The following is a 24,194-nucleotide window of genomic DNA, read 5'->3' on the forward strand; positions in this document are numbered from 1 at the left end:
CGTCCGCTCACGCCCGCCCGGTATCACCGCTCCCGCAGGCTCTATTCCGAGTCCGTTTCTCCCTTCTTGAAAAGTTGAACCGCGGAAGGCGGGTCGAAAGCGCGTTCCTCAGCACCTTGCCGCCGTATCCTGTTCTGCGATTCCCGATTCCCGATTCCCGATTCCCGATTCCCGATTCCCGATTCCCGATTCCCGGCCGTGACTACCGACACCATCGTTGCCATCGCCACCGCGGCAGGTGCCGGCGGCATCGGCGTGGTGCGGCTGTCGGGTCCGGAGGCGCGCCGCATCGCCGAGACGCTCTGCGCGCGGCCGCTGCGGCCACGCCAAGCGCACTACGTCCGCTTCCGCGATGCCGACGGCGCGGTGCTCGACGACGGCATCGCGCTGTGGTTCCGCGGCCCGGCCAGCTACACCGGCGAGGACGTGGTGGAACTGCAGGCGCACGGCAGTCCTGCGATCCTGCGGCAGCTGGTCGCGCGCGGCTGCGCGCTGGGTGCGCGGTCGGCGCGCGCCGGCGAGTTCAGCGAGCGCGCCTTCCTCAACGGCCGGCTCGACCTGGCGCAGGCCGAGGCGGTCGCCGACCTGATCGCCGCCGGCGATGCCGGCGCCGCGCGCGCTGCCCGGCGCGCGCTGGAGGGCGAGTTCTCGCGGCGCGTGGAAGCGCTCGCCGCGACATTGCTGGCGCTGCGGGTGCAGGTGGAGGCAAGCATCGACTTCGCCGACGAGCCGCTCGACACCCTCGGCGGCGAACGCCTGCGCGAGGGCCTCGACCAGGCGATCGCCGACCTGGACGCGCTGCTGCTCGCCGCCGAGCGCGGCCGCAAGCTGCGCGACGGCCTGCATGCGGTCATCGTCGGCCCGCCCAATGCCGGCAAGAGCTCGCTGTTGAACGCACTGGCCGGCAGCGAGCGCGCCATTGTCACCGCGATCGCCGGCACCACTCGCGACCTGCTGCGCGAGACCGTGCGTATCGGCGGCGTGGAATTGACCCTGGTCGATACCGCCGGGTTGCGCGCCGGCGGCGACGCGATCGAGCGCGAGGGCATGCGCCGCGCCGAGGCGGAACTCGGCCAGGCGGACCTGGCCATCGTGGTGCTGGACGCGCGCGACCCCGGTGCCGGCCACGCCGCCGTCGCGGCGGCGATCGCGGCGGTGCCGCAACGGCTGTGGCTGCACAACAAGGTCGACCTGCTCGACGCCGCGACGGTCGACGAAGCCGGCACGGACGTACTGCGGGTTTCGGTGCGCACCGGGCACGGGCTGGCGCAGCTGGTGGCGCGGCTGGAAGCCTTGGCGCAGGGGCCGGAAACGGGCGCGGAGGCCGGGACGTTCAGTGCCCGGGCGCGGCACGTCGAGGCGCTGCAGCGCGCCGGCCGCGACCTCGCGGCGGCGCGCGCCGCGCTGCGCGACGAAGCCCTGGACCTGGCGGCGGAGGCGCTGCGGGCCGGCCACGACGCGCTTGGCGAGATCACCGGCCGGATCGCGCCGGACGATCTACTGGGTCACATTTTCTCCACGTTCTGCATCGGCAAGTAGGCGCGGGAACCCGTTCCCGGGGGCACGGGTGTTGACAAATGGCGCCCGCTGCCGCGTCCTAGGCATACGTGCGGCATCGCACATCAGGGGGAGTTCTCGATGTTTTTGACAGACAACGGGCGTGCGCGTCCGCTTTGGTACCGAATCGCCATCGGCGCGGGGATCGCCTGCGCGCTGGTGGCCTGTTCACAGGAGCCGGCCGCGCCCGATGCGGAGCCGGACGCCAGCACGCAGGCCGCGCCGACCACACCGGCGGACGCGCCCGCGGCCGCCGACCAGACCGCGACCATGAGCATCGAGGAGCTGCGCGCGGCGGCCGCCAAGGCCTATCAGGAAAGCCGGCTGTACGCCCCGGCCGGCGACAACGCCATGGAGTACTACCTCGGCCTGCGCGACAAGCAGCCGGGCGACGCCGGTGTCTCCAGCGCGCTGACCGATCTGCTGCCGATGACGGTGATCGCCACCGAACAGAGCCGCGACCGCGAGGACTTCGAGGAAGCCCGGCGTCTACTGGCGCTGATCGAACGCGCCGACAAGCAGCATCCGGCGCTGCAGCGGCTGGGCAGCAGCATCGAGGCGGCCGAAGAGGCGACCGCCCAGCGTGCCGAGCAGCAACAGCTGACCGCGGAGCAGGAAGCCGAACGCCAGCAGCAACTCGAGCAGGAGCGCCAGCGCCAACAGCAGTTGCAGCAGGAGCAGGCGGCCAAGGAACTGGCCGCGCAGCAGGAAGCCGAACGTCAGGCGGAGCAGGATCAGGCCGCCGCCGAAGAAGCCGCCGCGCAACGCGCCGCGGAGCAGCGCGCGGCCGAACAGCGCGCGGCGGAGGAACGCGCCGCGCAAGCCGCCGCGGCGGCGGCGGCGGCGGCGCCGACGGCCGCCGACCTGCGCGCGATCAGCACGCCGGCGCCGCGCTATCCGCCCGATGCTCTGCGCAGCGGCCAGGGCGGCGAAGTGCTGGTGGAATTCACCGTCGGCGCCGACGGTTCGGTCAGCAATGCCCGGGTGGTCCGTGCCGATCCGCCGCGCGTGTTCGATCGCGAGGCGGTCGCCGCGGTACGGCGCTGGCGCTTCGAACCGGTGGCGGCGCCGGTGACGACGCGGCGCACGATCGCGTTCACGCCCGGCGGCTGAGCCTCTGCCGCTGAAACGCAGACGACGCCCGGCATCGCCGGGCGTCGTCGTATCCGGTGTCACCCATGGATCACCGCGCGCCCGCGGGCACGGCGTCAGGCCGAGATCGCCAATTTTTCGCGGTGATAGAGCCGCGCGGCGAGCAGCCACAGCAGCAGGCCGAGGCCGAAGCCGGCGCCCAGGTAGGCCGCCCATTCCGACGCCGTGATGGCCTCGCTGCGGACCAGTTTGAGGATCATCTGGTTCTGCGCCAGGAACGGCACGGTGAACTGCCACAGCTGGTTCTTCACCGGGTTCACCATCAGCACCACGGTCGGGATGATCGGCAGGAACATCAGCACGCTCATGTAGCTCTGCGCTTCCTTCACCGATTTCACGCTGGCCGCGATCAGGGTCAGCAGGGTGGTGCCGATCAGCACCATCGGCAGCAGCACCAGCAGCAGCAGCGCCATCGCCGGCAGGGTCACGTCGACCAGCCGCAGCGGCCCGGGGGCCAACGAGAAACTGAACTTGAACGCCAGCAGCGTCAGCAGCAGGCTGAGCATGCCGAACAGGCACGCGGCCAGGATCTTGCCGCTCATGATCGCCGAGCGCGCGGCCGGCGTGGCCAGCAGCGGCTCGAGCGACTGCCGTTCGCGCTCGCCGGCGGTGACGTCGATCACCAGGTGGGCGCCGCCGAGGAAGCTCAGCAGGATCAGCACGTACGGCAGGAACGCCAGCAGCATGCCGCGTCGGGCTTCGGGCGTGGCGACGTCGCGCTGCGTCACCTGCACCGCGAAACCGGCCTCGGGGCTGACGCCGCGGCTGATGCCGCGCAGCGCCCCGACCAGTCGGCTGTACTCGGCCAGCGCGCCGCGAACCCGCTCGACCGGGATTCGCGAATCCTGCCGCGAACTGTCGTAGACCAGCTCCACGCGTGCGCTGCGGCTGTCGCGCCACTGCTCGCCGAACGCCGGATCGATCTTCAGCACCAGCTCGGCGTCTTGGTCGCGCACCGTCGCGTCTGCATCATCGGGCGGCGCCTTGGCGGTGATGTTGCGACCCTCGAGGAAGCGCATCAGGTTGGGCGCGTGCTCGGCGCCAAGCACCGGAATCTCCAACGCCGATTCGAGCTGGGTGCGCATCTTCTTTTCGGCAATCGAGCCGATGCCCAGGATCAGTGCCGGCAGGATCAGCGGCCCGAGCAGCAGCCCGAGCAGGACGGTGCGGCGGTCGCGGAACAGGTCGACGAGTTCCTTTCTGGCCACGGTCAGGATCGTGCTCATGCGGCGTCCTCCCGGTCGAGGTCGGCCAGGCGGACGAACACGTCCTCCAGGTCATCGAGCCCGGTGGACGCGCGCAGCTCGTCCGGCGTGCCGATGGCGCGCACCTCACCGTGCGCGATCACCACGATGCGATCGCACAGCGCCGCGACCTCCTGCATGATGTGGCTGGAGAAGATCACGCAACGGCCCTCGTCGCGGAGCCGGCGCAGGAAGCCGCGCAGGCCACGCGTGGTCATCACGTCGAGGCCGTTGGTCGGTTCGTCGAGGATGACATTGCGCGGATCGTGCACCAGCGCGCGCGCGATGGCGGTCTTGGTGCGCTGGCCCTGCGAGAAACCCTCGGTGCGCCGGTCCAGGAAATCCTCCATCACCAGCGTCTCGGCCAGTTGCGCGATCCGCGCCGCGATGGTGCCGGCATCCAGGCCGTGCAGCGCGCCGAAGTAGGCGATGTTCTCACGCGCGGTCAGGCGCTTGTAGACGCCGCGCGCGTCGGGCAATACGCCCAGCCGCTGCCGCACCGCGGTGGCCTCGCGATGGGCGTCGAGGCCGTCGACGCGGACGTCGCCCGCGTCCGGCTTCATCAGCGTGTACAGCATGCGCAGGGTGGTGGTCTTGCCGGCGCCGTTGGGGCCGAGCAGGCCGGTGATCTCGCCGTCGCGAGCCTCGAAGCCGACGCCGCGCACGGCGTGCACCGGACCGCTCTTGGCCTTGAAGGATTTGTGCAGGTCGTTGATCCGAATCATGGGGTGGGTCCGTGATTGGTGATTAGTGATTGGTGATTCGAAAAAGCGGATCCGGATCTGCAGCGCTTGTCGCCTTTGCCAATCACGAATCACGAATGACGAATCACGGCACCTACGGCTCCCAGCCGTAGGCGCCGGCGAACGGCGGTTGCGGCTGCAGGCGTTGCAGGCAGTCGGCGTCGAGTGCGTCGGCGTCGGTGTTCTCGACGAACTGCGCGAACAGCTTCGGCATGCAGCCGGTGCCGATCACGTTGTGTCCCTGGCCGGGCAGCACCAGGTGGCGGGCGTTGGACAGCTGTGCGATCGCCTCGTCGCCGTAGCGCGGCGGCGTGACCGGATCGAATTCGCCGCTGATCGCCAGCACCGGCAGATCGCCCCGCAGCGGTTCGCGGAAGTGCTCGGCGCGCCGGCCGCGCGGCCACACCGCGCACTGCGCATCGGTCAACTCGATCAGCGCGGTGCCGAGCACGGTGTCGCGGTCGGCGTCCTCGGCACGCAGCTCGTCGGCGTCCTCGCTGCACAGCACCGACAGCTGCATGCCGTGATAGATGGCGTCGGAGACGCTGGCGGTCAGCAGCTGCGACTGCGCCAGCAGGCTTTCGTAGTGCCCCTGCGCCGCTTCGTGCAGCAGCAGCGGCAGGGTGGCGGCGATCTGCGGCTGGTAGGCGTACATGCGCAGCAGACCGGCGAGATGGCCGTAGCGCGGCGTTTCCTCGCGCCACTCGCCGCTGACCGGGTCGCGGTAGCGCACCGGTGCGATGCTGCCGGTGTCCAGGCGCTCGCGCACCGCCACCAGCCGGTCGGCGGGATCGCCGAGATTGCGCAGGCAGGCGCCGTCGCCGCGGCAGGCGGCGAACTGCGCCTGCAGCGCGTCCTCGAGGTTGCGGGCATGCTCCTGGCCCAGCACCAGGGTGTTGGGCACCACCGAGTCGAGCACCAGGCTGCGGGTGTGTTGCGGGTACGCCGCGGCGTACTGTTGCGCGACGCGGGTGCCGTAGGAAATGCCTACCAGGTTGATCCGTTCGACGCCGAGCGTCTCGCGCACCAGGTCGAGGTCGCGGACGTGGTCGCCGGTGGTGTAGTAGCGCAGGTCGGCGGTCTTCGACAGCGCCTCGCGGCAGCGTTCGGCGAACGCGCGCATGGCCTCGGGCGATTCGTCGTCGGGGTCGTAGATGGCCTTGTCGCCGTCCTCGTCGCGGCAGGCGAGCGGGTGCGAGCCGCCGGTGCCGCGGGCGTCGACCAGCACCACGTGGCGGGTGCGGCGCACGTCCTCGAATGCGGCATGCACCTGCGGATAGCTTTCGATGGCCGACTGCCCCGGCCCGCCGGCGATCATGTAGACCGGATCCTCCACCGCCAGGCCTTTCGCCGGCACCAGTGCCACCGCCAGTTCGATCATGCGGCCCTGCGGCGCGTCGTGATCCTCGGGCGCCTGCAGCGTCGCGCACTGCGCCTCGACCGTCTGGCCGGCGGTAGCGCTCAGGGCGCAGGGGGTGAACGCGAGTTCGCCGTAGTGCAGCGTGCCCTGCGCGTCGGTGCGCGGGCCGCCCTGCTGTTCGCCGCCACAGGCGGCCAGCAGCAGAGCCGCCAGCAGCGGCGCGAAACCTGGCCGTGATGTCATGGAGCTTCCTCCGGGATGAAGATGGATTCGATGGTTTCGCCGAACGTCCGCGCGATGCGGAACGCCAGCGGCAGGCTGGGATCGTACTTGCCGGTCTCGATGGCGTTGACCGTTTGCCGTGAGACTCCCAGACGCTCGCCGAGCAGCGACTGTGACCAGCCGCGCGACTCGCGCAGCTCGCGGACCCGGCTCCTCACCGGTAGCGCCGTGCGGCCACGGATTTGCAGACGCCGTAGAGCAGCAGGTAGAGCGGCATGATCCAGACCAGCACCACGGTGCCGTCGACCGCCAGCACGTCCGCCCTGGCGAGCAGGCCCAATGCGAACGTGCCCAGGCACAGCAGCAGCGCACCCAGCCCCATGCCTTCCAGCTCGATGCGCCGCTGCAGTTCGTCGCAGCGGCGCACGTAACGCAGCATGGCGCGGGCGGCGAACCCGATCGGCAGCAGCGGTAGCAGCGCGAGAACGGCCCGCAGCACCGGTGTATCGATGTGGCGCAGCGCGAACGTCGCCGCCACCAGGACGACGGCGTAGGCGCCCATCGCCGGAAGGAATTCACGTGTCAGGTGCCGGCTGGCAGCGGTCCGCATCGGCAGGGCCTTGTCAAGTCTGCTTGACATGCACGATGCCGCAGCCCGCGGGGGAATGTCAAGCTTCCTTGACAGCCACCGTCGTCTGCAGTCGGGCCGCCAGGGCGTCCAGGTGCTCGCCCAGGACCGCCAGGCTGGCCGCGTCCTGTACCCGGTCCAGACGCGTCCGCGCCGTTTCCAGGTGGCGGCGCGCGCCCGCGGCGTCGCCGGACAGGGCGGCATGCTCGGCATCCAGCCAGGCCCGGTACGGCGACAGGTCGAGCAGCCCGCCCTCGCACCATGGCCGCCAGGCGGCCACCAGCGCGCCGTCCTCCAGCATGACGGCGGCATACCCGGCCAAGGACACGGCGATATTCGGGCGCAGGGCTTCCGGCGCCTCCCAGAACCGCGCCCCGAGCACTTCGGCACAGTCGCGCGCGGCTGAAGCGTCGCGCTGGTCGCAGGCGCGCGACAAGCGCAGCAGCCGGCAGACGATGGCCAATACCGGTGCGGGCGCGTCATCGACGACTGTCGGCAGCAGGGCCTCGGGCCAGTCGCGCGGACGGACCCCGGCCAGGCTCAACGCCATGATCCGATTGATCTGCTGCTGCAGGGCGGCATCGGATGTCGCGCGCAGCAGATCGAGCAGCCCGCGACCGTCCGAACGCCAGCCCTTCGACTGGAACGGCACCAGGTTCACCGCGCCGATCAGCAGCGCCGAGTACGCAGCGCCCTGGGCCGCCGCCGCCCATGCCGAGCCTGCCAGCAGCGCCGCCGCAATCAGGCCGAGTGCAGCGGTGATCAGGTTGGCCAGCGGGCCGCCGGCGAGAAAGATTGCCTGGTCGATGCGCCCGAAACCGCGCTCGTCACCCGGCAGCAGTGCGGCGAAACCGCTGATCCCACGGACACCGCCGCCGCGCCGGAAGCGCCAGCCGCCGGCGCCACGTTCGATCCGGTACGGGCCAACGCCGAAGGCGAGCGCGCGCATGCCGCGCGCAAGTCCGGCCGCCGCGTGGCCGGCCTCGTGCAACACGATGTTGGGCCAGGTGGCGAGTACGAAGCCGGCAAGCACGGCCCAGCCGGGTGACGGCAGCAGGTCGGCGCCCAGCCGTGCACCGGCGTGCGCCGCGGCGAATCCGACGACCATGCCGGCGCCGGCGAACGCGGCCATCGACACCAGCCAGCGCAGGAATCGCCGGGCCGGAGGACGCGCGTGCGTGGCGGCAGGGGGCGCTGGCGGCAGCAGTGCCGCATCGCCGCGGTGCGTTCGGGTCGCGGTCGGCATGTCGATCATGGCGTGTGGGCGCCTTCCTGATGGCCTGGCATCGGCAGGTGGTCGCCGACGGTACGGGATACCTCCGATCGCCTCTGGGATGCAAGTCGCCAGCCGATTCCGGATGACCGGCGCAGCGCCGCCTTGCGCGTCGACGCGTCTCGCGCGCCGTCCACGGCGGGAGATCCGTCGAAGCTACTTGCTGCTGACGTACTTCTCGCGGCGGATCTGCGGCACCGCCAACCCGCGCGCTTTCAGTGCCTCGAAACAGGCGTCGACCATGTTCGGGTTGCCGCACAGGTAGGCGATGTCGCCGTCCGGATCGGGGGCGAGTTCGTCGAGGAACTGCTGCACGTAGCCGTGGCGCACGTCGGCATGCACCTGCCGCGATCCCGCCTCGGGCAGCTCGCGCGAAAAGCACGGCAGGAAGCGGAAACCCGGGTGGCGTTCGGCGAAGGCGCGAAACTCGTCGCCGTAGAGCAGTTCGGCGGGCGAGCGCGCGCCGAACAGCAGCACGACCTCGACGCCGCGTTCGGCCATGGCCCGCTCCAGCAGCGGCAGCATCGCCCGGTACGGGGTGACGCCGGTGCCGGTGCCGATCAGCAGGTAGCGGCGGTTGCCGTCGCCCGGCATCAGGCAGAAGCGCCCGAACGGACCGCTGGCGTCGACCGTGTCGCCCGGCTCCAGGCCTTCGAACAACGCGGTGGCCGCGCCGCCGGGCACATAGCTCACGGCGATCTCGACCGATTCGCCGGGCCCGAGCGCGTGGTCGTGGATGGTCGCCAGCGAGTAGCTGCGCCGGGTGGGCGTGCCGTCGGCATAGCGGAAGTGCACCTGCACGAACTGCCCGGGGATGAAGTCCAGCGGTTGGCCGTCGCCGCGCACAAAGCTGAGATGGGCGATGCCGGGCGCCAGCATGCGACGGTCGACGAGCTTGAGGGGGAAGTGCTGGATGGCCACGGGATACCGGAATCGGGCGGCGGACGGCCGCGGGAAGGTGCAGTGTGCGACAGGTGTCGATTGCAGGCGCAAGATCGCAGGCGGGAAGATCGCAGCCGCGACGACCGCAACCGTCGGCCGGGCCGCCGCGCAATGCAGCGTCGCGCAGGCGCCTCCGCGCGACCGCCTATAATAACGGGATTCGCCGCGCGTCTCGCGGCACAGGTAGTCGAGCATGGCCCCCAATCCAGCGGATGCGTCGCCGGCGCTGTCGGTGCGCGACCTGCGCAAGACCTACGCCGGCGGCGTCGAGGCGCTCAAGGGCGTCTCGCTGGACGTCGCGCCCGGCGACTTCTACGCGCTGCTCGGCCCCAATGGCGCCGGCAAGAGCACCCTGATCGGCATCGTCTCCTCGCTGGTCAACAAGACCATGGGCGAGGTCTCGGTGTTCGGCGTCGACCTCGCGCGCCGCCGCGACGCCGCCATGCGCCTGATCGGCCTGGTGCCACAGGAAATCAACTTCAACCTGTTCGAAAAGCCCTTCGACATCCTGGTCAATTACGCCGGGTTCTACGGGATTCCACGCGCCGAGGCGCTCGTGCGCGCCGAGCACGAATTGCGCAGCGCGCAGCTGTGGGACAAGGCCCAGGTGATGAGCCGCACGCTCTCGGGCGGCATGAAGCGACGGCTCATGATCGCGCGGGCGATGATGACCCGGCCGCGGCTGCTGATCCTCGACGAGCCCACCGCCGGCGTCGACATCGAGATCCGCCGCGGCATGTGGCGCACCCTGCGCGAGATCAATACCGCCGGCACCACCATCATCCTCACCACGCATTATCTCGAGGAAGCCGAGAGCCTGTGCCGCAACCTGGCGATCATCGACCATGGCCGCATCGTCGAGCAGGGCCCGATGAAGACATTGCTGGCCAAGCTCGACGTCGAGGGCTTCCTGCTCGACATCGAGGGCGCGCTACCGGCCGCGCTGCCGGTGATTCCCGGGGTCGAGGTGCAGGCGCCGGACGACCACACGCTCGACGTCGAGATGCCGCGCTCGATGGACCTCAACCGCTTGTTCGGTTCGCTCGACGCCGCCGGCATCCGCGTGCGCTCGATGCGCACCAAGTCCAACCGGCTGGAGGAGCTGTTCGTGCGCATGACCGGCACGCCCGAGGCCGCGGTGATCGCCGCGGCAACGCGGGAGTCGGCATGAGCGCCGCGCGTCACGACCACGCCGAGGTGCGGATGCGCGACAACTGGATCGCGCTCGGCACCATCGTGCGCCGCGAGATCGTGCGCATCCTGCGCATCTGGGGCCAGACCCTGGTGCCGCCGGCGATCACCATGACCCTGTACTTCCTGATCTTCGGCGGCCTGATCGGCTCGCGCATCGGCGAGATGGGCGGCTTCAGCTACATGGAGTTCATCGTCCCCGGCCTGGTGATGATGAGCGTGATCCAGAACAGCTACGGCAACATCTCCTCGAGCTTCTTCGGCGCCAAGTTCGGCCGCCACATCGAGGAACTGCTGGTCAGCCCGATGCCGAGCTGGGTGGTGCTGACCGGCTACGTCGCCGGCGCCGTCGCGCGCGGGCTGGCGGTGGGCGCGATCGTGCTGTGCATCGCGATGCTGTTCACCACCGTGCGCATTCCACACCCGCTGGTCACCTTCAGCACGGTGCTGCTGGGCGCGACCATCTTCGCCCTGGCCGGGTTCGTCAACGCGGTGTACGCCAAGAAGTTCGACGACGTCGCGATCGTGCCGATCTTCATCCTCACCCCGCTGACTTACCTGGGCGGCGTGTTCTATTCGGTGAGCCTGCTGCCGGACTGGGCCGAGGCGGCCACCCACGCCAACCCGATCTTCTACATGGTCAATGCGTTCCGCTACGGCCTGCTCGGACAGTCGGACGTGCCGCTGTGGATCGCCTACGCGTTGATGCTGTTCTTCGTGACCGCGCTGGCGGCGCTGGGCCTGTGGCTGCTGCGGCGCGGGGTCGGCCTGCGCAGCTGACGCGCCCTGCTGCGGATTCCGTCGAGACGGCGTGGCCGCAATCGGCGGCCGTCCACGTAGTGCCCGGAGCAGGCTAGGATCTGCCTGGGGCTGACATGGGGGCGGCGGGACATGGACGGTGAAGCGATCACCGGGTTGCTGGCGCAGGCGCGGACCGGCGAGCCCGAGCGGCTGTCGGCGGTGTTCGAGCAACTCTATCCGGAGCTGCGGCGGCTGGCCGCTTCGCGCCTGTCCGGTGGCGACCACACCGTCACGCCCACGGTCCTGGTGCACGAGCTGTACCTGCGCGCCACCACCGGCGAGCCGCTCTCGGTCACCGACCGCCATCACTTCTTCGCCGCAGCGGCCAAGGCGATGCGCTGGATCCTGGTCGACCATGCGCGCCGCAGGTACAGCGAGAAACGCGGTGGCGGCCAGATCGCGGTGACGCTCACCGAAGGCCTGCCGATGGAGGTCGCGTCCGAGCAGGTGCTGGCGCTGCACGAGGGGCTCGAGGCGCTGGGCGAGATCCATCAGCGGCAGCGGGAAGTCGTCGAGCTGCACTACTTCGCCGGACTCGAGTTCGCCGAGATCGCCGAACTGCTGGGAATCTCCACGCGCACCGCGCGCCGCGAATGGGAACGCGCCCGCGCGTTCCTGTACGCCATGCTCGACGCGCCCTAGTGGATGCGCGGCAGAGGGTGGCCTGGCGCGAGGCGGACCGCGTCCTGGACGGCCTGCTGGACCTGCCGCCGGAACGCCGCGCGGCGGCCTTGGCGGCCGCAACGCTCGACGACGACCTGCGTGCGCTGGTGCAACGGCTGCTGAATGCGCATGACTGCCGCAGTGGTCCGCTCGAAGCGGTGCCGGTCCTCGAGATGGCCGCCGATGCCGACGACACGCTGAAGGACCGCCGCCTCGGTCGCTGGCGCCTGCTCGAGCAGATCGGCCGCGGCGGCATGGCGGTCGTCTATCGCGCGGTTTCGACGCAAGCGCCGGTTGGGCAGCAGGCCGCGGTCAAGGTGCTCACCTTGGGCGCGCTGGCCGGCGGCGGCCGTGAACGCTTCCTGCGCGAACAGCAGCTGCTGTCGCGCCTGCGGCATCCGGGCATCGTCCCGCTCTACGATGCCGGCATCGCCGACGACGGCACGCCCTGGCTGGCGATGGCGCTGATCGACGGCGTACGCATCGACGCCTGGTGCGAGCGGCATCGCTTCGAGGTCGAGCAGTGCATCGATCTGGTGCTGCAGGTCGCCGACGCACTGGCGCATGCGCACCGCAGCCTGGTGATCCACCGCGACATCAAGCCGTCGAACGTGCTGGTCGACGACGATGGCCATGCGCAGCTGCTGGATTTCGGCATCGCCCGCCTCGACGACGACCAGGACGCGGAGCGCACCGCGACCGCGCTGCGTGCGCTCACGCCCGAGTACGCCGCGCCGGAACAGTTCCTCGGCGCGCCGCCGAGCACGGCGATGGACGTCTACGGCCTCGGCGCGCTGCTGTACCGGATCCTCACCGGTCGGTCGCCGCGGCCGCAGGGCCTGCAGGGCATCGATACGCAGACGCTGCCGCCGTCGCGCGTGGTGCAGAGCGACCCGGCGCTGCCTTCGCCGACGCGGCGGCTGTGGGTACGGCGCCTGCGCGGCGACCTCGACACGGTCGTGATGAAGGCGCTGGCCAGGCAGCCCGAGCAGCGCTACGCCAGCGTCGAGGCATTGGCCGAAGACCTGCGGCGCTGGCGCGGCCGGCATCCGGTCCGCGCGCGTCCGCAGAGCCGGCGCTATCGCGCCGGGCGCTTCGCGGCCCGGCACCGGCTGGGCGTGACCGCCGCCGCGCTGCTGGCGCTGACGCTGGCCACCGGCGTCGCCGGTACCCTGTGGCAGGCGCAGCAAGCACGGCAGCAGGCGGTCCTGGCGCAGGCGGCGCAACAGCGCACCGCGCAGGCACTGGCGCGCTCCAACGCGATCCGCGATTTCCTGTTCGAGCTGTTCCGCACCACCGCGCCGGGCAAGCCGCGCGAGCAGCTGCCGACCACCGCGGAACTGCTGGCCGCGGCGGTCGAACAGCTGCCCGAGCGCTTCAGGAACGATCCCGAGACCGAGGCCGAATTCCTCGCCGCCATTGCCGAGGTCTATTACCAGCGCAACCTGCCCGAACACGTCGAGTTGCGTCGTCGCCTGCTGCAGCTGCGTGCGCCGCAGCGGCTGCGGCAACCGGTAGCCCATGCAGCGGCGCAGGTCGACCTGGCGCAAAGCCTGGCCACCGCCGACGCCTCCGAGCAGGAAGAGTCGCAGCGGCTGTTCGCCGAGGCCATCGCACAGCTGGAGCGCTCGGCGCCGGACTCGACGGAACTGGCCCATGCCTACCGCCAGCGCGGCACGCTGCACATGCATCGCGGGGACGGCGCGGCGCGGCTGCGCGACAGCGAGCGCGCCTGGGCCATCCTGGCCGGCCGCGACGAGGTCAGCGAGCGCGAGCGCTTCTTCGCGGTCGCCGCCGTGGCCGCCGGCCACCATCAGGCGGGCGGCTATGCGAAGGCGCTGGGTTTCTACGACCAGGCCATCGATCTCGGCCGCCGCGTGTTCGGCCGGGAACACGTCCATCCTGCGACGCTCACCCTCAACCGTTCCGGTGCGCTGTCGCACCTCGGGCGTTTCGCCGAGGCCGAGGCCGGCCTGCTCGCCAGCCTCGCCGACTACGCTCGGATCTTCGACAAGCCGCGCGGGTACATGCTGGCCGCCTGGCGCGAGCTGGAACTCCTGTATTACCGGCAGGGGCGTTACGAACAGGCGTTGCAGGCGCGCGACCAATGGGACCGGCTGTTGCACGAGGCCGAACCGGACAACCGCCAGGAGCAGGCCAAGAGCCAACTGTGGCGGGCGCGGGACCTGGTCCGCCTGGGCCGGGCCGCCGACGCCGAAGCGTTGCTGCACGCCGCCGCGCCGGTGCTGCAGGCCGATGGCGGGTCGGGTGCCCGCAACCGGTTGATGGCGGCATCGAGCAGCCTGCGCCTCGCCTGCGACCGGGCGCTGCCGGCGATACCGCCCGAGGCCCGCGAACAGGCGCTGGCGCTGGCGCGCGAGATGAACGGCCAGGATCTGGTCCACGCCGCCGAAGCCCATGCCGTGGTCGGGTACTGCGCCCTGCGCAACGGCGATTCGCGCCAGGCGCTGCGGCATCTGCAGCGCGCCGCGACATTGCATGCCGCGCTGCCGCGGGGCGATGCCGCCGAGGTCGCCGAGCACCTGCTGTGGCGCGGTCAGGCGCTGACGGCACTGGGCGAGACCGAGCAGGCACGGACGACCTGGGCCCAGGCGCAGCAACGGCTGCGCTCGGCCGACCTGCTGGCGCATCCGGTGAACGCGCAGCTGCATCGCGCGATGCGCTGACCCGAACCGCGGCACCGGCGCCGGAACGCCTTCCGGGCCCTGTCCGCTCGCCGCACACGCTCGACCAGGGGGTGGCCATCGGCGCCCCCCGAATACGGATGCATGACCAGGAACGGATCGCGAGCAGATGCCACGCGACCGCGACAGGGGTTCGGCCGGCCGCTTCCGGCCTCATGCATGCGAGAAAAAGACCATGAAAACGTCCTGCAATCGTCATCCGCTGTCCACGGCGCTGGTCCTGGGCCTCGGCCTGCTGGCCGGCACGGCCTGGGCCGGCGAAACCTGCGAACTGAGCAGCGGCGGCGCCGGCGGCGCCGTCGTCGATGCCGATGCCGATACGCTGGCTTGCGGCCAAGGTTCGCAGGCTGCCGCGAATGCCACGGCGGTCGGTACCGGTAGCATCGCCAGCGGCTTTGCCGGCACGTCGCTCGGGATGGCCAGCGGAGCCACCGCGCAGGCGGCCACCGCGATCGGAGCCAGTGCCGAGGCCAGCGGGCGCCTGAGTACCGCGCTGGGGGCGGGCACGGTCGCCAACCTGGCCGGCAGCGTTGCCACAGGCGGTTATGCGATTGCCGCCGGCGTCGGTTCGGTCGCAATGGGCGGGTGGGTGGATACCGATGGCGATGACATCGTCGCCATTGAGGAGCGTACCCTGGCCACAGGCCTCAACGCGGTTGCGATCGGCAACAGCGCCCGCGCATTGGGCGACAACAGCATCTCGCTGGGCGCGACGGCGCTCGCCACGGGAAACAGCAGTATCGCCGCCGGCACGCTCAGCCGCGCCGAAGGCACCGCCAGCGTCGCCAGCGGCCTGCGAGCCCACGCCGAAGGCCCGCGCACCACCGCGGTTGGCGTCGACAGCCACGCGTTCGGCATCAGCAGTCTCGCGCTCGGCGATGCCAGCGCCGCCGAGGGCGATGCCAGCGTCGCGGCCGGCCGTTCGGCGCGGGCGCTGGGCGAGTTCGGCGTGGCGGTCGGCTACGACAGCCTGGCCAGCGGCGGCGGTGGCGCCACGGCGCTGGGCGCGTCGGGCTCCGCCACCGGTGACAACGCCACCGCGGCCGGGTACTTCAGCGTCGCCGCCGGCAGCCAGGCCGCGGCGTTCGGCGCGATCAGCAATGCGTCGGGCATGCAGAGCACCGCGATCGGCGGCGTCGCCGTCGCCAGCGCCGACGTCTCCACCGCGCTCGGCCATACCAGCCAGGCGACCGGCTTCGGCAGCACCGCGCTGGGCAACAGCAGCCAGGCCACGGGGATCGGCAGCATCGCACTGGGATACGGTTCGGTCGCCGACCGCGATAGCGCGGTGTCGGTCGGCACAAGCCTCAGCCAGCGCCAGATCGTCAACGTCGCCGCCGGCACTCAGGCCACCGACGCGGTCAACCTCGAGCAGCTGCAGTCGACGCTGGCCACGGCGAACGCCTACACCGACACCGCCGTCGCCACCGGCGGCACCGCCACCAACGCCTACACCGACAACCGCGAGGCGGCGATCCGCGGCGACGTGGCGGCCGGCGATGCCGCCACGTTGAGCGCGGCGGAAACCTACGCTGACACGGGCGACGCGGCGACCCTGACGGCGGCCAACGCCTATACCGACACCCAGATCGCCGGGCTGGTCGGTTTCGATCCAGCTTCCATCAACGGACGGATGGAGGCGCTCGAGGACCGCTTCGCCGAAGTCGATGGCCGCCTGCATCGGCAGAACCGCCGCATCGACCGCCAGGGCGCGATGGGTTCGGCGATGCTCAACATGGCGATGAACGCCGCCGGCTCGCAGAGCCCGCGCGGGCGCATCGCGGTCGGCGCCGGCTTCCACGGCGGCGAGCAGGCGCTGTCGATCGGCTACGGCAAGCGCATCGGCCAGCGTGCCTCGTTCTCGCTGGGCGGGGCGTTCAGCGGCAGCGAGAAGTCGGGGGGCATCGGTTTCGGCGTGGACTTGTAGCACCCATGCGGTGGGCCAAGGCCCACCGTCATCATTTGTCTTCAATCGGCAGGCGGAAGAACGCCCGCGCCGTGTCGGCGGTCGCGGCGGCGGTGACGGCGGCGTCCTCGCCGCGGTCGCGCGCCAGCTCCTCGACGATGTGCGGCAGGAACGCGGGCTCGTTGCGGCGGTCCTTCGGCATCGGCCTGAGCGTGCGCGGCAGCAGGTAGGGCGCGTCGGTCTCCACCATCAGCCGGTGCGCGGGGATGTTCGGCACCAGCTCGCGCAGGTGCGCGCCGCGGCGCTCGTCGCACAGCCAGCCGGTGATGCCGACGTGCCAGTCGCGGTCCAGGTAGTCGAACAGTTCCTTGCGGGTACCGGTGAAGCAGTGCACCACCGCCGGTCCGAGGCGGCCGTCGAACTCGCGCATGATCGCCATGAAGTCGTCGTGCGCGTCGCGCTGGTGCAGGAACAGCGGCTTGCCGTTGTCGGCCGCGATCTGCAGCTGGCGCTCGAACGCCCTGCGTTGCGCCGGGCGCGGCGAGAAGTCGCGGAAGTAGTCGAGCCCGCATTCGCCGACCGCGACCACCTCCGGATGCGCATGCAGCGCACGCAGCTCGGCGTCGCATTCCTCGGTGTATTCGACGGCGTGGTGCGGGTGCACACCGGCGGTCGCCGACAGGAAGCCGGGATGCGCTTGTGCCAGCGCGAGCGCCTTCGGCGAATGCTCGCGACTGGCGCCGGTGACGACGATCCGGCCGACGCCGGCGGCGCGGGCGCGCTCCAGCACCGCGTCGCGATCGCGGTCGAAGCTGTCGTGGGTGAGGTTGGCGCCGATATCGATCAGGTGCATGCGGGAGAATCGGGAATCGAGAATCGGGAATTGTAAGAGCGAAGCGACGCTCCGCTCCCGGGAGCGGATCCGCCGCCATCGTCCGAACGCAGCGGCAAGCCTTATCCTTGCGCCGATGCCGGCGTCTGATTTCCCCATCGCTCCCCTGTTGCCGGAGGTCCTGCGCAACCTGCGGGCGCATCCGCGCCTGGTGCTGGAGGCGCCGCCCGGCGCCGGCAAGACCACCCAGGTGCCGTTGGCGCTGCTCGATGCCGACTGGCTGCAGGGCCGGCGCATCGTGATGCTGGAGCCGCGCCGGGTCGCCGCGCGCGCGGCGGCCGGATTCATGGCGCAGCAGCTGGGCGAGGCGGTGGGCGACACCGTCGGCTACCGGATCCGCTTCGACCGCCGCATCTCCGCGCGCACCCGGATCGAGGTGGTCACCGAAGGCATCCTGACCCGCATGCTGCAGGACGATCCGCTGCTCGAAGGCGTCGGCGTGCTGCTGTTCGACGAATTCCACGAGCGCCATCTGGCCGGCGACCTCGGCCTGGCGCTGGCGCTCGACGTGCAGGCGGGCGTGCGCGAGGATCTACGGATCGTGGTGATGTCGGCGACGCTCGACGGCGAGCGGCTCGCCCGCTTCCTCGATGCGCCGCGGCTGTCCAGCGCCGGGCGCAGTTTTCCGGTCGAGGTGTCGCACTTCCCGGCGCGCCGCGCCGAAGCCCCCGAACACCAGGCCCGCCGCGCCGTCGAGCACGCGCTGCGCGAACACCCGGGCGACGTGCTGGTGTTCCTGCCAGGGCGGCGGGAAATCGACCGGCTCGCGACACTGCTCGAAACCAGCCTGTCCGGGCGGTCGAACGACACGCCGACCGTAGGGAGCGGGCTCCGGGAGGCATCGCGACAAGCCGGCCATGGATGGCCGGCGCCCGAGTCAGGGCAGGATGCCCTGACCGAGGGAAAAGCGATGTCTTCCGGAGCCCGCTCCCGGGCCCAACCGAAGCCCGCCATCGACGAAATCGAGATCCTCGCCCTCCACGGCGACCTCCCCGTGGACCAGCAGGCCCGCGTGCTGCGGCCGTCGGCGGACGGCCGTCGCCGCGTGGTGCTTGCCACCAACGTCGCCGAGTCCAGCGTCACCCTGCCCGGGGTGCGCGTGGTGATCGACTCGGGCCTGGCGCGCGAGCCGCGCCACGATCCCAACAGCGGCTTTTCGCGGCTGGACGTGGTGACGATCGCGCAGGCCTCCGCCGACCAGCGTGCCGGCCGCGCCGGCCGCGTCGCCGCCGGCTGGGCCTACCGGCTGTGGCCGCAATCGCAGCGGCTCGAACCGCAACGGCGGCCGGAGATCGCACAGGTCGAGCTGGCGTCGCTGGCGCTGGAACTCGCCGCCTGGGGCAGCGATGCGCTGCGGTTCCCCGATCCACCGCCGGCGGGCGCGCTGGCCGCCGGCCGCGACCTGCTGCGTGCACTCGGCGCGCTGGAGGCCGATCACCGCATCAGCGCCGTCGGCCGGCGCATGCTTGCGCTCGGCACCCACCCACGGCTGGCGGCGATGCTGCTGGCGCCGTCCGGCGATGAAGCGCGTGCGCTGGCCTGCGACCTGGTCGCGCTGCTGGAAGCACGCGATCCCCTGCGCGGTCGTTCCGACGCGGTGGCCGCACGCTGGCAGGCGTTGGCCGCCTTCCGTGGCGGACGGGCTCCGGGCGATGCCCATCGCGGTGCACTGGCGGCGATCGACGCCGCGGCCGCGCAGTGGCGCCGCCGCCTGCGCATCGCCGCGCCGCCGCCCGCGGCGGTGCCGGCGCACGCGCTCGGCGACCTGCTCGCGCATGCCTTCCCCGATCGCATCGCGCACCAGCATCCGCAGGATCCGTATCGCTACCAGCTCGCCAACGGCCGCATGGCGCGGCTGCTCGACGACAGCGCGCTGTACGGCGAACCTTGGCTGGTCGCCAGCGAGCTGCGCTTCGAGGCCCGCGACGCGCTGCTGCTGCGGGGCGCGCCGGTGGACGAGGCCGCGCTGCGCACCGCGTTCGCATCGCGCTTCTACGAAGGCGAGGAAACCCGCTGGGATCCGGCGCGCCGCGCGCTGGTGGCCGAACGCGTGCGCCGCTTCAACGGCATCGTGCTCGACAGCCGGCCCGGCGCGCGGGTCGATCCGCAGCAGGCCGCGCGTGCACTGACCGACGCCGTGCGCCAGCTCGGCCTCGACGCGCTGCCGTGGAGCGACGGCCTGCGGCAATGGCGCGAGCGCGTGCGCTGCCTGCGCGAATGGATCCCCGAACTCGGCCTGCCGGACCTGTCCGACGAGGCGCTGCTGGCGACGCTCGACGACTGGCTGCTGCCGGCCTTCGCCGGCAAGACGCGCCTGGACGCGCTGGACGCGCCGGCGCTCGGCGAGGCGCTGCGCGCCGGCGTCGACTGGGACCTGCGCCGGCGGATCGACCTCCTGGCGCCGGAGCGGATCGCCGTGCCGTCGGGCATGCAGCGACGCATCGACTATGCGCACGGCGCCGCGCCGGTGCTGGCGGTCAAGCTGCAGGAGTTGTTCGGCCTGGCGGATACCCCGCGCATCGCCGACGGTCGGGTGCCGCTGACGCTGCACCTGCTCTCGCCGGCTGGGCGGCCGCTGCAGGTCACCCAGGACCTGCGCAGCTTCTGGGAACGGACCTGGCCGGAGGTGCGCGGAGAAATGAAGGGGCGTTACCCGAAGCATCCCTGGCCGGAGGATCCCTGGAACGCCGCGCCGACCCATCGCGCCCGGCCCAGGACATGACGGATCGCCGCATCGGTCCGGCGTCAGCCCGCCAGGCCGGGCGATCACGTCGCCGCTACGGCGGCGCGTCGATACTTGCGGCAAGTGCGACCACCGCCACGAGGATTCCGCGATGAGCAAGCTCGATACCCTGCAGGGCAGGGCCCTGGAACTGGCCGGACACGTGGGCGACGGCGTCCGCTATGTCATTCCCGACAACGCAGGCAAGTGGCTGCAGGCCGGCGCCGTGCTTGGGGCGGCGCGTACCGGCGCGAAGACCGCGAGCCATGTGGTGCGGCGCAATCCGACATTGGCCGTGACGGCCGCGGTCGCCGTGGGTGCGGGCCTGGCGCTCTACGCGATCCTGCGCCGGCAACGGAAAGCGAACGGCCAGGCTGCTGGCGCGACGATCGAAGGCCGGTCCAAACGCGTCGACGCCGATCGCAACTCGCGTCCGCGCAAGGCCGCCAAGCGGCGAGCGTCGAGCGCGCGCAAGCGCACCGAGGGCGGCGCCGAAACAACCGGAGGCTGATCGCCAAAGGGCGCCGTGGACGCTGCGTGCGGGCGTTTCCCGCGCCGCGGCCGCGGCTGCAGGGGCCTCCCCTCCCGTTCGCTCATGACCTCGTGCGAGCTTCCGGCAGTTCGACGACGAAACGTGCGCCGCCGCCTTCGCGGTCCTCGTACCAGAGCTGGCCGCCAGCTTCGCCGATGATCTGCCGGGCCAGCGACAGGCCGAGGCCACTGGACATGTCGCCGGGGGCCGGCGGCTCGTCGTGCAGGCGCACGAACGGCTGGAACAGCTGGCGCTGCTTGGCCGCCGGGATCCCTGGGCCGCGATCCTCGACCAGCAGCCGCAGGAATCCGGGCCCACCGCGGTGGCAGGCGATTTCCAGGTCGCTCTGCGGTGCGTACTTCATCGCATTGGTCACCAGGTTCTCCGCCACCTGGCGCAGCACCAGCGCATCGACCGCCACCTGCATGTCCGGCTGCACGGGCGTCACCTTCAGGTGACGCTCGCGCGCCTCGTACTGCAGGCCGTAGCGGTTCTCCAGCCAGCGCACGATCTCGGGCAGCGAGGCGATGCCCTCCTGCGGTGCGACCTGTCGCACCACGCGCTGGGTCTCGAGATAGCGCTTGATGTAACCGAGCGCGTCGCTGGCGCTTTCGTGGATGGTTTCCAGGTAGCGCGTCACGCGCTCCTCGCGCACGTTGCCGCTGCGCAGCATGTCGATCGCGAACAACACGCTGCTGAGCGGATTCTTGAGATCGTGCGCGACCAGATTGACCAGCTCCTGACGTTCGCGCGCCACCCGTTCCAGATGATCGCGGGTGAGCTTGAGACCGACGTGGGCCGCGACCCGTGCCAGCAGCTCCTCGGGCAGGAACGGCTTGGTGACGTAGTCGACGGCGCCGGCATCGAAGGCGCGCAGCAGCTGCTCGCGATCACGCGCGGCGGTCAGGCACACCACCGGCAGCCGCATCAGCGGCTCGCGCTGCTTGATCTCTGCAAGCACCGCGAAGCCGTCCATGCCGGGCATCAGCACGTCGAGCAGGATCAGGTCGGGCAGTTGCTCGGAGGCGATCCGCAGCGCTTCCTCGCCGTGGCCGGCATCGAGGACCTCGTAGCCGCTGCGCGCGAGCAGCGCCCCCACGACCCGCAGGTTGGCCGGCTGATCGTCCACGACGAGGATGCGCCCCGCAGTGGAGCTGCCTTTGACCATGTCGCATCATTCTGAACAGGTGTTCGGGCAAGTTATCAGAAACGCAAACGCATCACTCGTCGAAGCACACGCGGATTCGGCGGAAGCCCGGACAAGCCTGAAGGATTCAGTATTGCGAAGACCTAATCGTTCACCTTGCGCCAGTGCCCGGGCGCCAAGTCGCCCAGGCGCCATGGCCCGATCGCGACCCGCACCAGGCGCAAGGTCGGCAGCCCGACCGCCGCGGTCATGCGCCGGACCTGGCGATTGCGGCCCTCGTGCAGCACCAGTTCCAGCCAGGTGTCGGGGACCGTCTTGCGATGGCGCACCGGCGGGTCGCGCAGCCACAACGTCGGCGCCGTGATCGTCCGCACCGTGGCCGCGCGCGTGCGCCCGTCGCGAAGCTCGACGCCGTCGCGCAGCGCCGTGAGTTGTCCCGCATCCGGCGTGCCCTCCACCTGCGTCCAGTAGGTCTTGGGCAGTTTGTGCCGCGGGTCGGTGATCCGGTGCGCCAGCGCGCCGTCGTCGCTCAACAGCAGCAGGCCTTCGCTGTCGCGGTCCAGGCGCCCGGCCGGGTAGACGCCGGGCGGCAGAGCGAAAGCGGCCAGGGTCGGCCGTGGCGGCGTACTGCGGTCGGTGAACTGGCACAGCACGCCCCAGGGTTTGTTCAACGCGATCAGCATGGGGCCGGGGGCAGGCAGCGGTGGCGACGATGCCGCGGGGCGCAGCACCGCGCAACTGGATTCATCATTGTGAGTGAGCTCCCGGTTTTTATCCGCCGAAGTTGTTATTGATGACAGGCCGCAGGCAGGAGGGTAACCGTCCACCGGGCGGCAGACAGGGTGCGTCGAGCATCGGGGGGAAGGAAAGCATGGTGACCATCGAGCTGAAGGTCGTCTCGGAACAACGAGATGGCCTGCTGCTGGCGTTGGGCGAGGTACTGCTCACCAATCAATTCAAGCTGCTGCGCCACCGTCGTGCCAACACCGACCGCGGCGTGGTGATGGTGCTGGTCGTGCAGGGGCCGGAGTCGCGTCTGCTGGCGCTGGAGGAACAGCTCGGCACGCACTGGATGGTGCGCAGCTTCGAGGCGGCGCCGTACGAACCCGGGGTGTCGACCTCGCCGCAGACGTTGGCCGAGGTCGTCGCGTCGATCGACCCCGTCCGCGCCGATGCCCCGCCCGCGCCGCCCGCGCCGGCCGCTGCGCCGTCGGCGGCGCCCGATCCGGCGCGGGTGGAGGTGCTGCTGCCGCAGCTGGCGCGCGACTACCCGCGCGTGTTCGGCCTGGTGCTGGGGTTCGAGCGCAGCTTGGAGCCGGCGCAGCGCGTGACCACGATGCGCTACATCGGCACCCGCGTCGGCGCCTGGGTCTACAAGCGGGATTTCGCCCTCGGCGCCGCGCTCGACCTGTCGCGCTCGATCAAGCATGTCGCGCTGCCGGCGATGCGCCAGCTGCTGCCGACCGAGCCCGATGGCGACGCGCTGACCACCAGCGGCAGCCCGTTTTGCGTGGTCACCAGCCAGACCGTCGCCGCGCAGTGCCATTTCCTGTGTGGCTTTCTGGAAGGCCTGCTCAACGCGTCCGGAACCCTGCCGCGCGTGCGCGTCTCCGAGGCCGCGTGCCGCGCCGGCGGCGCCGCCGGATGCCGCTTCGTGTTCGACGCCTGAGGCGCGAACGCCGACGTGTCACCTAGTCGCTGATCCGCATCGCGATCACAGATTCCAAGCGCCCGCCCGGGACATCCATCGAGGAGAACGTTCCATGCCACACGATCATGCCATCCAGTGCATCCACGACCCGCTGCTGGTCGTCCTGTCCTACCTGGTGTCGGTACTGGGTGCGTTCACCGCCCTGCAGGTCGCCATCGGCATTCCCGCCGCGCGTACCCAGGCGCAGCGCCGGATGGCGATCGTCGGCGGCGGCGCGGCGATGGGCGGCGGCGCGATCTGGGCGATGCATTTCATCGCCATGCTGGCCTGCCGGATGGACGTTGCGGTCGCTTACGATCCGGGCCTGACCCTGCTCTCGGCATTGATGGCGATCGGCGCCTGCATGCTGGGACTGTCGATCGCCGGGACCGGGCTTTTCAGCTGGGGCAAGCTCGCGGTGGCGGGCACCTGCATGGGGCTGGGCGTGGCCGCCATGCACTACACCGGCATGGCCGCGATGCGCATGCCGGCGACGGCGCACTACGACGCGGGCGTGGTCGCGCTGTCGGTCGTGATCGCGATCGTTGCCTCCGCCGCGGCGCTGTGGCTGGCATTCAATCTGCGTGGCTGGGTGCAGATGCTCGGCAGCGCCCTGGTGATGGGCGTGGCGGTCTGCGGCATGCATTACACGGGCATGTACGCGGTCAGCTTCGTCCCCACCGGCGAAGCGGCCGTGGCCGGTGGCATGGGTGGCGCCTATCTCGGCATGGGCGTGTTCATGGTGACCACGGTGCTGCTGTCGGCGATGCTGGTCACGATCCTGCTGCGCCGGCAGCGTCGGGCGGCGGTGACGATCTGAAGGA

General features: G+C 71.1%; 21 protein-coding genes. 11 read left to right on the forward strand and 10 right to left on the reverse strand.

Annotated elements, in window-relative coordinates:
• The first annotated feature begins 198 nt into the window (after positions 1 to 198).
• Complete coding sequence (mnmE, locus tag FXO19_RS13870) at positions 199 to 1,539, forward strand: tRNA uridine-5-carboxymethylaminomethyl(34) synthesis GTPase MnmE (protein WP_187775792.1); 1,341 nt, start codon at positions 199 to 201, stop codon at positions 1,537 to 1,539.
• Between the two features lie 99 nt (positions 1,540 to 1,638).
• On the forward strand, positions 1,639 to 2,670 hold the full coding sequence (locus FXO19_RS13875) for an energy transducer TonB (protein ID WP_149195697.1): 1,032 nt from the start codon (positions 1,639 to 1,641) through the stop codon (positions 2,668 to 2,670).
• Positions 2,671 to 2,765: 95 nt separating this feature from the next.
• Here the strand turns inward: FXO19_RS13875 and FXO19_RS13880 are convergent, their stop codons facing one another.
• The 7 genes from FXO19_RS13880 to FXO19_RS13910 form a co-directional block, all read right to left on the reverse strand.
• Positions 2,766 to 3,935 carry an ABC transporter permease gene (locus tag FXO19_RS13880; RefSeq protein ID WP_149195698.1) on the reverse strand — a complete coding sequence of 390 codons (1,170 nt, stop codon included), beginning with the start codon at positions 3,933 to 3,935 and terminating at the stop codon, positions 2,766 to 2,768.
• Positions 3,932 to 4,678 (reverse strand): ABC transporter ATP-binding protein, encoded by a 747-nt coding sequence (locus FXO19_RS13885; RefSeq protein ID WP_149195699.1) that lies wholly within the window; start codon positions 4,676 to 4,678, stop codon positions 3,932 to 3,934. The genes FXO19_RS13880 and FXO19_RS13885 overlap by 4 nt, the downstream gene beginning before the upstream one ends.
• Positions 4,679 to 4,790: 112 nt before the next feature.
• Positions 4,791 to 6,299, reverse strand: a complete 1,509-nt coding sequence (locus FXO19_RS13890) for an alpha/beta hydrolase (RefSeq protein WP_149195700.1) — start codon at positions 6,297 to 6,299, stop codon at positions 4,791 to 4,793.
• The gene (locus tag FXO19_RS13895; protein WP_149195701.1) at positions 6,296 to 6,496 is read right to left on the reverse strand and encodes a helix-turn-helix transcriptional regulator; all 201 of its coding nucleotides are present in this window, start codon (positions 6,494 to 6,496) and stop codon (positions 6,296 to 6,298) included. The genes FXO19_RS13890 and FXO19_RS13895 overlap by 4 nt, the downstream gene beginning before the upstream one ends.
• Positions 6,493 to 6,918 carry a hypothetical protein gene (locus FXO19_RS13900; protein ID WP_149195702.1) on the reverse strand — a complete coding sequence of 142 codons (426 nt, stop codon included), beginning with the start codon at positions 6,916 to 6,918 and terminating at the stop codon, positions 6,493 to 6,495. Before FXO19_RS13900 ends, FXO19_RS13895 begins: the two co-directional genes overlap by 4 nt.
• A gap of 28 nt (positions 6,919 to 6,946) precedes the next feature.
• Positions 6,947 to 8,161, reverse strand: a complete 1,215-nt coding sequence (locus FXO19_RS13905; protein ID WP_149195703.1) for a hypothetical protein — start codon at positions 8,159 to 8,161, stop codon at positions 6,947 to 6,949.
• A 174-nt stretch (positions 8,162 to 8,335) separates the two neighbouring features.
• Positions 8,336 to 9,100 (reverse strand): ferredoxin--NADP reductase, encoded by a 765-nt coding sequence (locus FXO19_RS13910; RefSeq protein ID WP_425481481.1) that lies wholly within the window; start codon positions 9,098 to 9,100, stop codon positions 8,336 to 8,338.
• A gap of 214 nt (positions 9,101 to 9,314) precedes the next feature.
• Between FXO19_RS13910 and FXO19_RS13915 the strand changes: the two genes are divergently transcribed.
• From FXO19_RS13915 to FXO19_RS13935, 5 genes are all read left to right on the forward strand, one after another.
• Positions 9,315 to 10,292 (forward strand): ABC transporter ATP-binding protein, encoded by a 978-nt coding sequence (locus FXO19_RS13915; RefSeq protein WP_149195705.1) that lies wholly within the window; start codon positions 9,315 to 9,317, stop codon positions 10,290 to 10,292.
• Positions 10,289 to 11,092 carry an ABC transporter permease gene (locus FXO19_RS13920; RefSeq protein ID WP_187775793.1) on the forward strand — a complete coding sequence of 268 codons (804 nt, stop codon included), beginning with the start codon at positions 10,289 to 10,291 and terminating at the stop codon, positions 11,090 to 11,092. Before FXO19_RS13915 ends, FXO19_RS13920 begins: the two co-directional genes overlap by 4 nt.
• Positions 11,093 to 11,203: 111 nt before the next feature.
• Positions 11,204 to 11,755, forward strand: a complete 552-nt coding sequence (locus tag FXO19_RS13925) for an ECF-type sigma factor (protein ID WP_149195706.1) — start codon at positions 11,204 to 11,206, stop codon at positions 11,753 to 11,755.
• Between the two features lie 17 nt (positions 11,756 to 11,772).
• Entirely contained in the window at positions 11,773 to 14,463 is a 2,691-nt protein-coding gene (locus FXO19_RS13930; RefSeq protein ID WP_187775794.1) for a serine/threonine-protein kinase, read from the forward strand.
• Positions 14,464 to 14,656: 193 nt separating this feature from the next.
• Positions 14,657 to 16,408, forward strand: coding sequence for a YadA family autotransporter adhesin (locus FXO19_RS13935; protein ID WP_187775795.1), 1,752 nt, complete (start codon positions 14,657 to 14,659; stop codon positions 16,406 to 16,408).
• A 31-nt stretch (positions 16,409 to 16,439) separates the two neighbouring features.
• On the opposite strand, the gene FXO19_RS13940 is transcribed toward FXO19_RS13935, so the two are convergent.
• Entirely contained in the window at positions 16,440 to 17,240 is an 801-nt protein-coding gene (locus tag FXO19_RS13940) for a TatD family hydrolase (RefSeq protein ID WP_149195709.1), read from the reverse strand.
• 115 nt (positions 17,241 to 17,355) lie between these two features.
• On the opposite strand from FXO19_RS13940, the gene hrpB reads away from it, so the two are divergent.
• Positions 17,356 to 20,001 (forward strand): ATP-dependent helicase HrpB, encoded by a 2,646-nt coding sequence (gene hrpB, locus FXO19_RS13950; protein ID WP_255516431.1) that lies wholly within the window; start codon positions 17,356 to 17,358, stop codon positions 19,999 to 20,001.
• A 112-nt stretch (positions 20,002 to 20,113) separates the two neighbouring features.
• Positions 20,114 to 20,512: a hypothetical protein gene (locus tag FXO19_RS13955; RefSeq protein WP_149195710.1), complete on the forward strand. Its 399-nt coding sequence runs from the start codon at positions 20,114 to 20,116 to the stop codon at positions 20,510 to 20,512.
• Positions 20,513 to 20,594: 82 nt separating this feature from the next.
• On the opposite strand, the gene FXO19_RS13960 is transcribed toward FXO19_RS13955, so the two are convergent.
• Together FXO19_RS13960 and FXO19_RS13965 are read right to left on the reverse strand one after the other, a co-directional pair.
• Positions 20,595 to 21,701 carry a hybrid sensor histidine kinase/response regulator gene (locus FXO19_RS13960; protein ID WP_149195711.1) on the reverse strand — a complete coding sequence of 369 codons (1,107 nt, stop codon included), beginning with the start codon at positions 21,699 to 21,701 and terminating at the stop codon, positions 20,595 to 20,597.
• Between the two features lie 122 nt (positions 21,702 to 21,823).
• Complete coding sequence (locus tag FXO19_RS13965) at positions 21,824 to 22,363, reverse strand: pseudouridine synthase (RefSeq protein WP_149195712.1); 540 nt, start codon at positions 22,361 to 22,363, stop codon at positions 21,824 to 21,826.
• A 191-nt stretch (positions 22,364 to 22,554) separates the two neighbouring features.
• Between FXO19_RS13965 and FXO19_RS13970 the strand changes: the two genes are divergently transcribed.
• Together FXO19_RS13970 and FXO19_RS13975 are read left to right on the forward strand one after the other, a co-directional pair.
• Complete coding sequence (locus FXO19_RS13970) at positions 22,555 to 23,349, forward strand: hypothetical protein (RefSeq protein ID WP_149195713.1); 795 nt, start codon at positions 22,555 to 22,557, stop codon at positions 23,347 to 23,349.
• A gap of 94 nt (positions 23,350 to 23,443) precedes the next feature.
• Positions 23,444 to 24,190: an MHYT domain-containing protein gene (locus FXO19_RS13975; RefSeq protein ID WP_149195714.1), complete on the forward strand. Its 747-nt coding sequence runs from the start codon at positions 23,444 to 23,446 to the stop codon at positions 24,188 to 24,190.
• The last annotated feature ends 4 nt before the right edge of the window (positions 24,191 to 24,194 follow it).

Source organism: Luteimonas suaedae (assembly GCF_008312895.1).
Classification (GTDB): domain Bacteria; phylum Pseudomonadota; class Gammaproteobacteria; order Xanthomonadales; family Xanthomonadaceae; genus Luteimonas; species Luteimonas suaedae.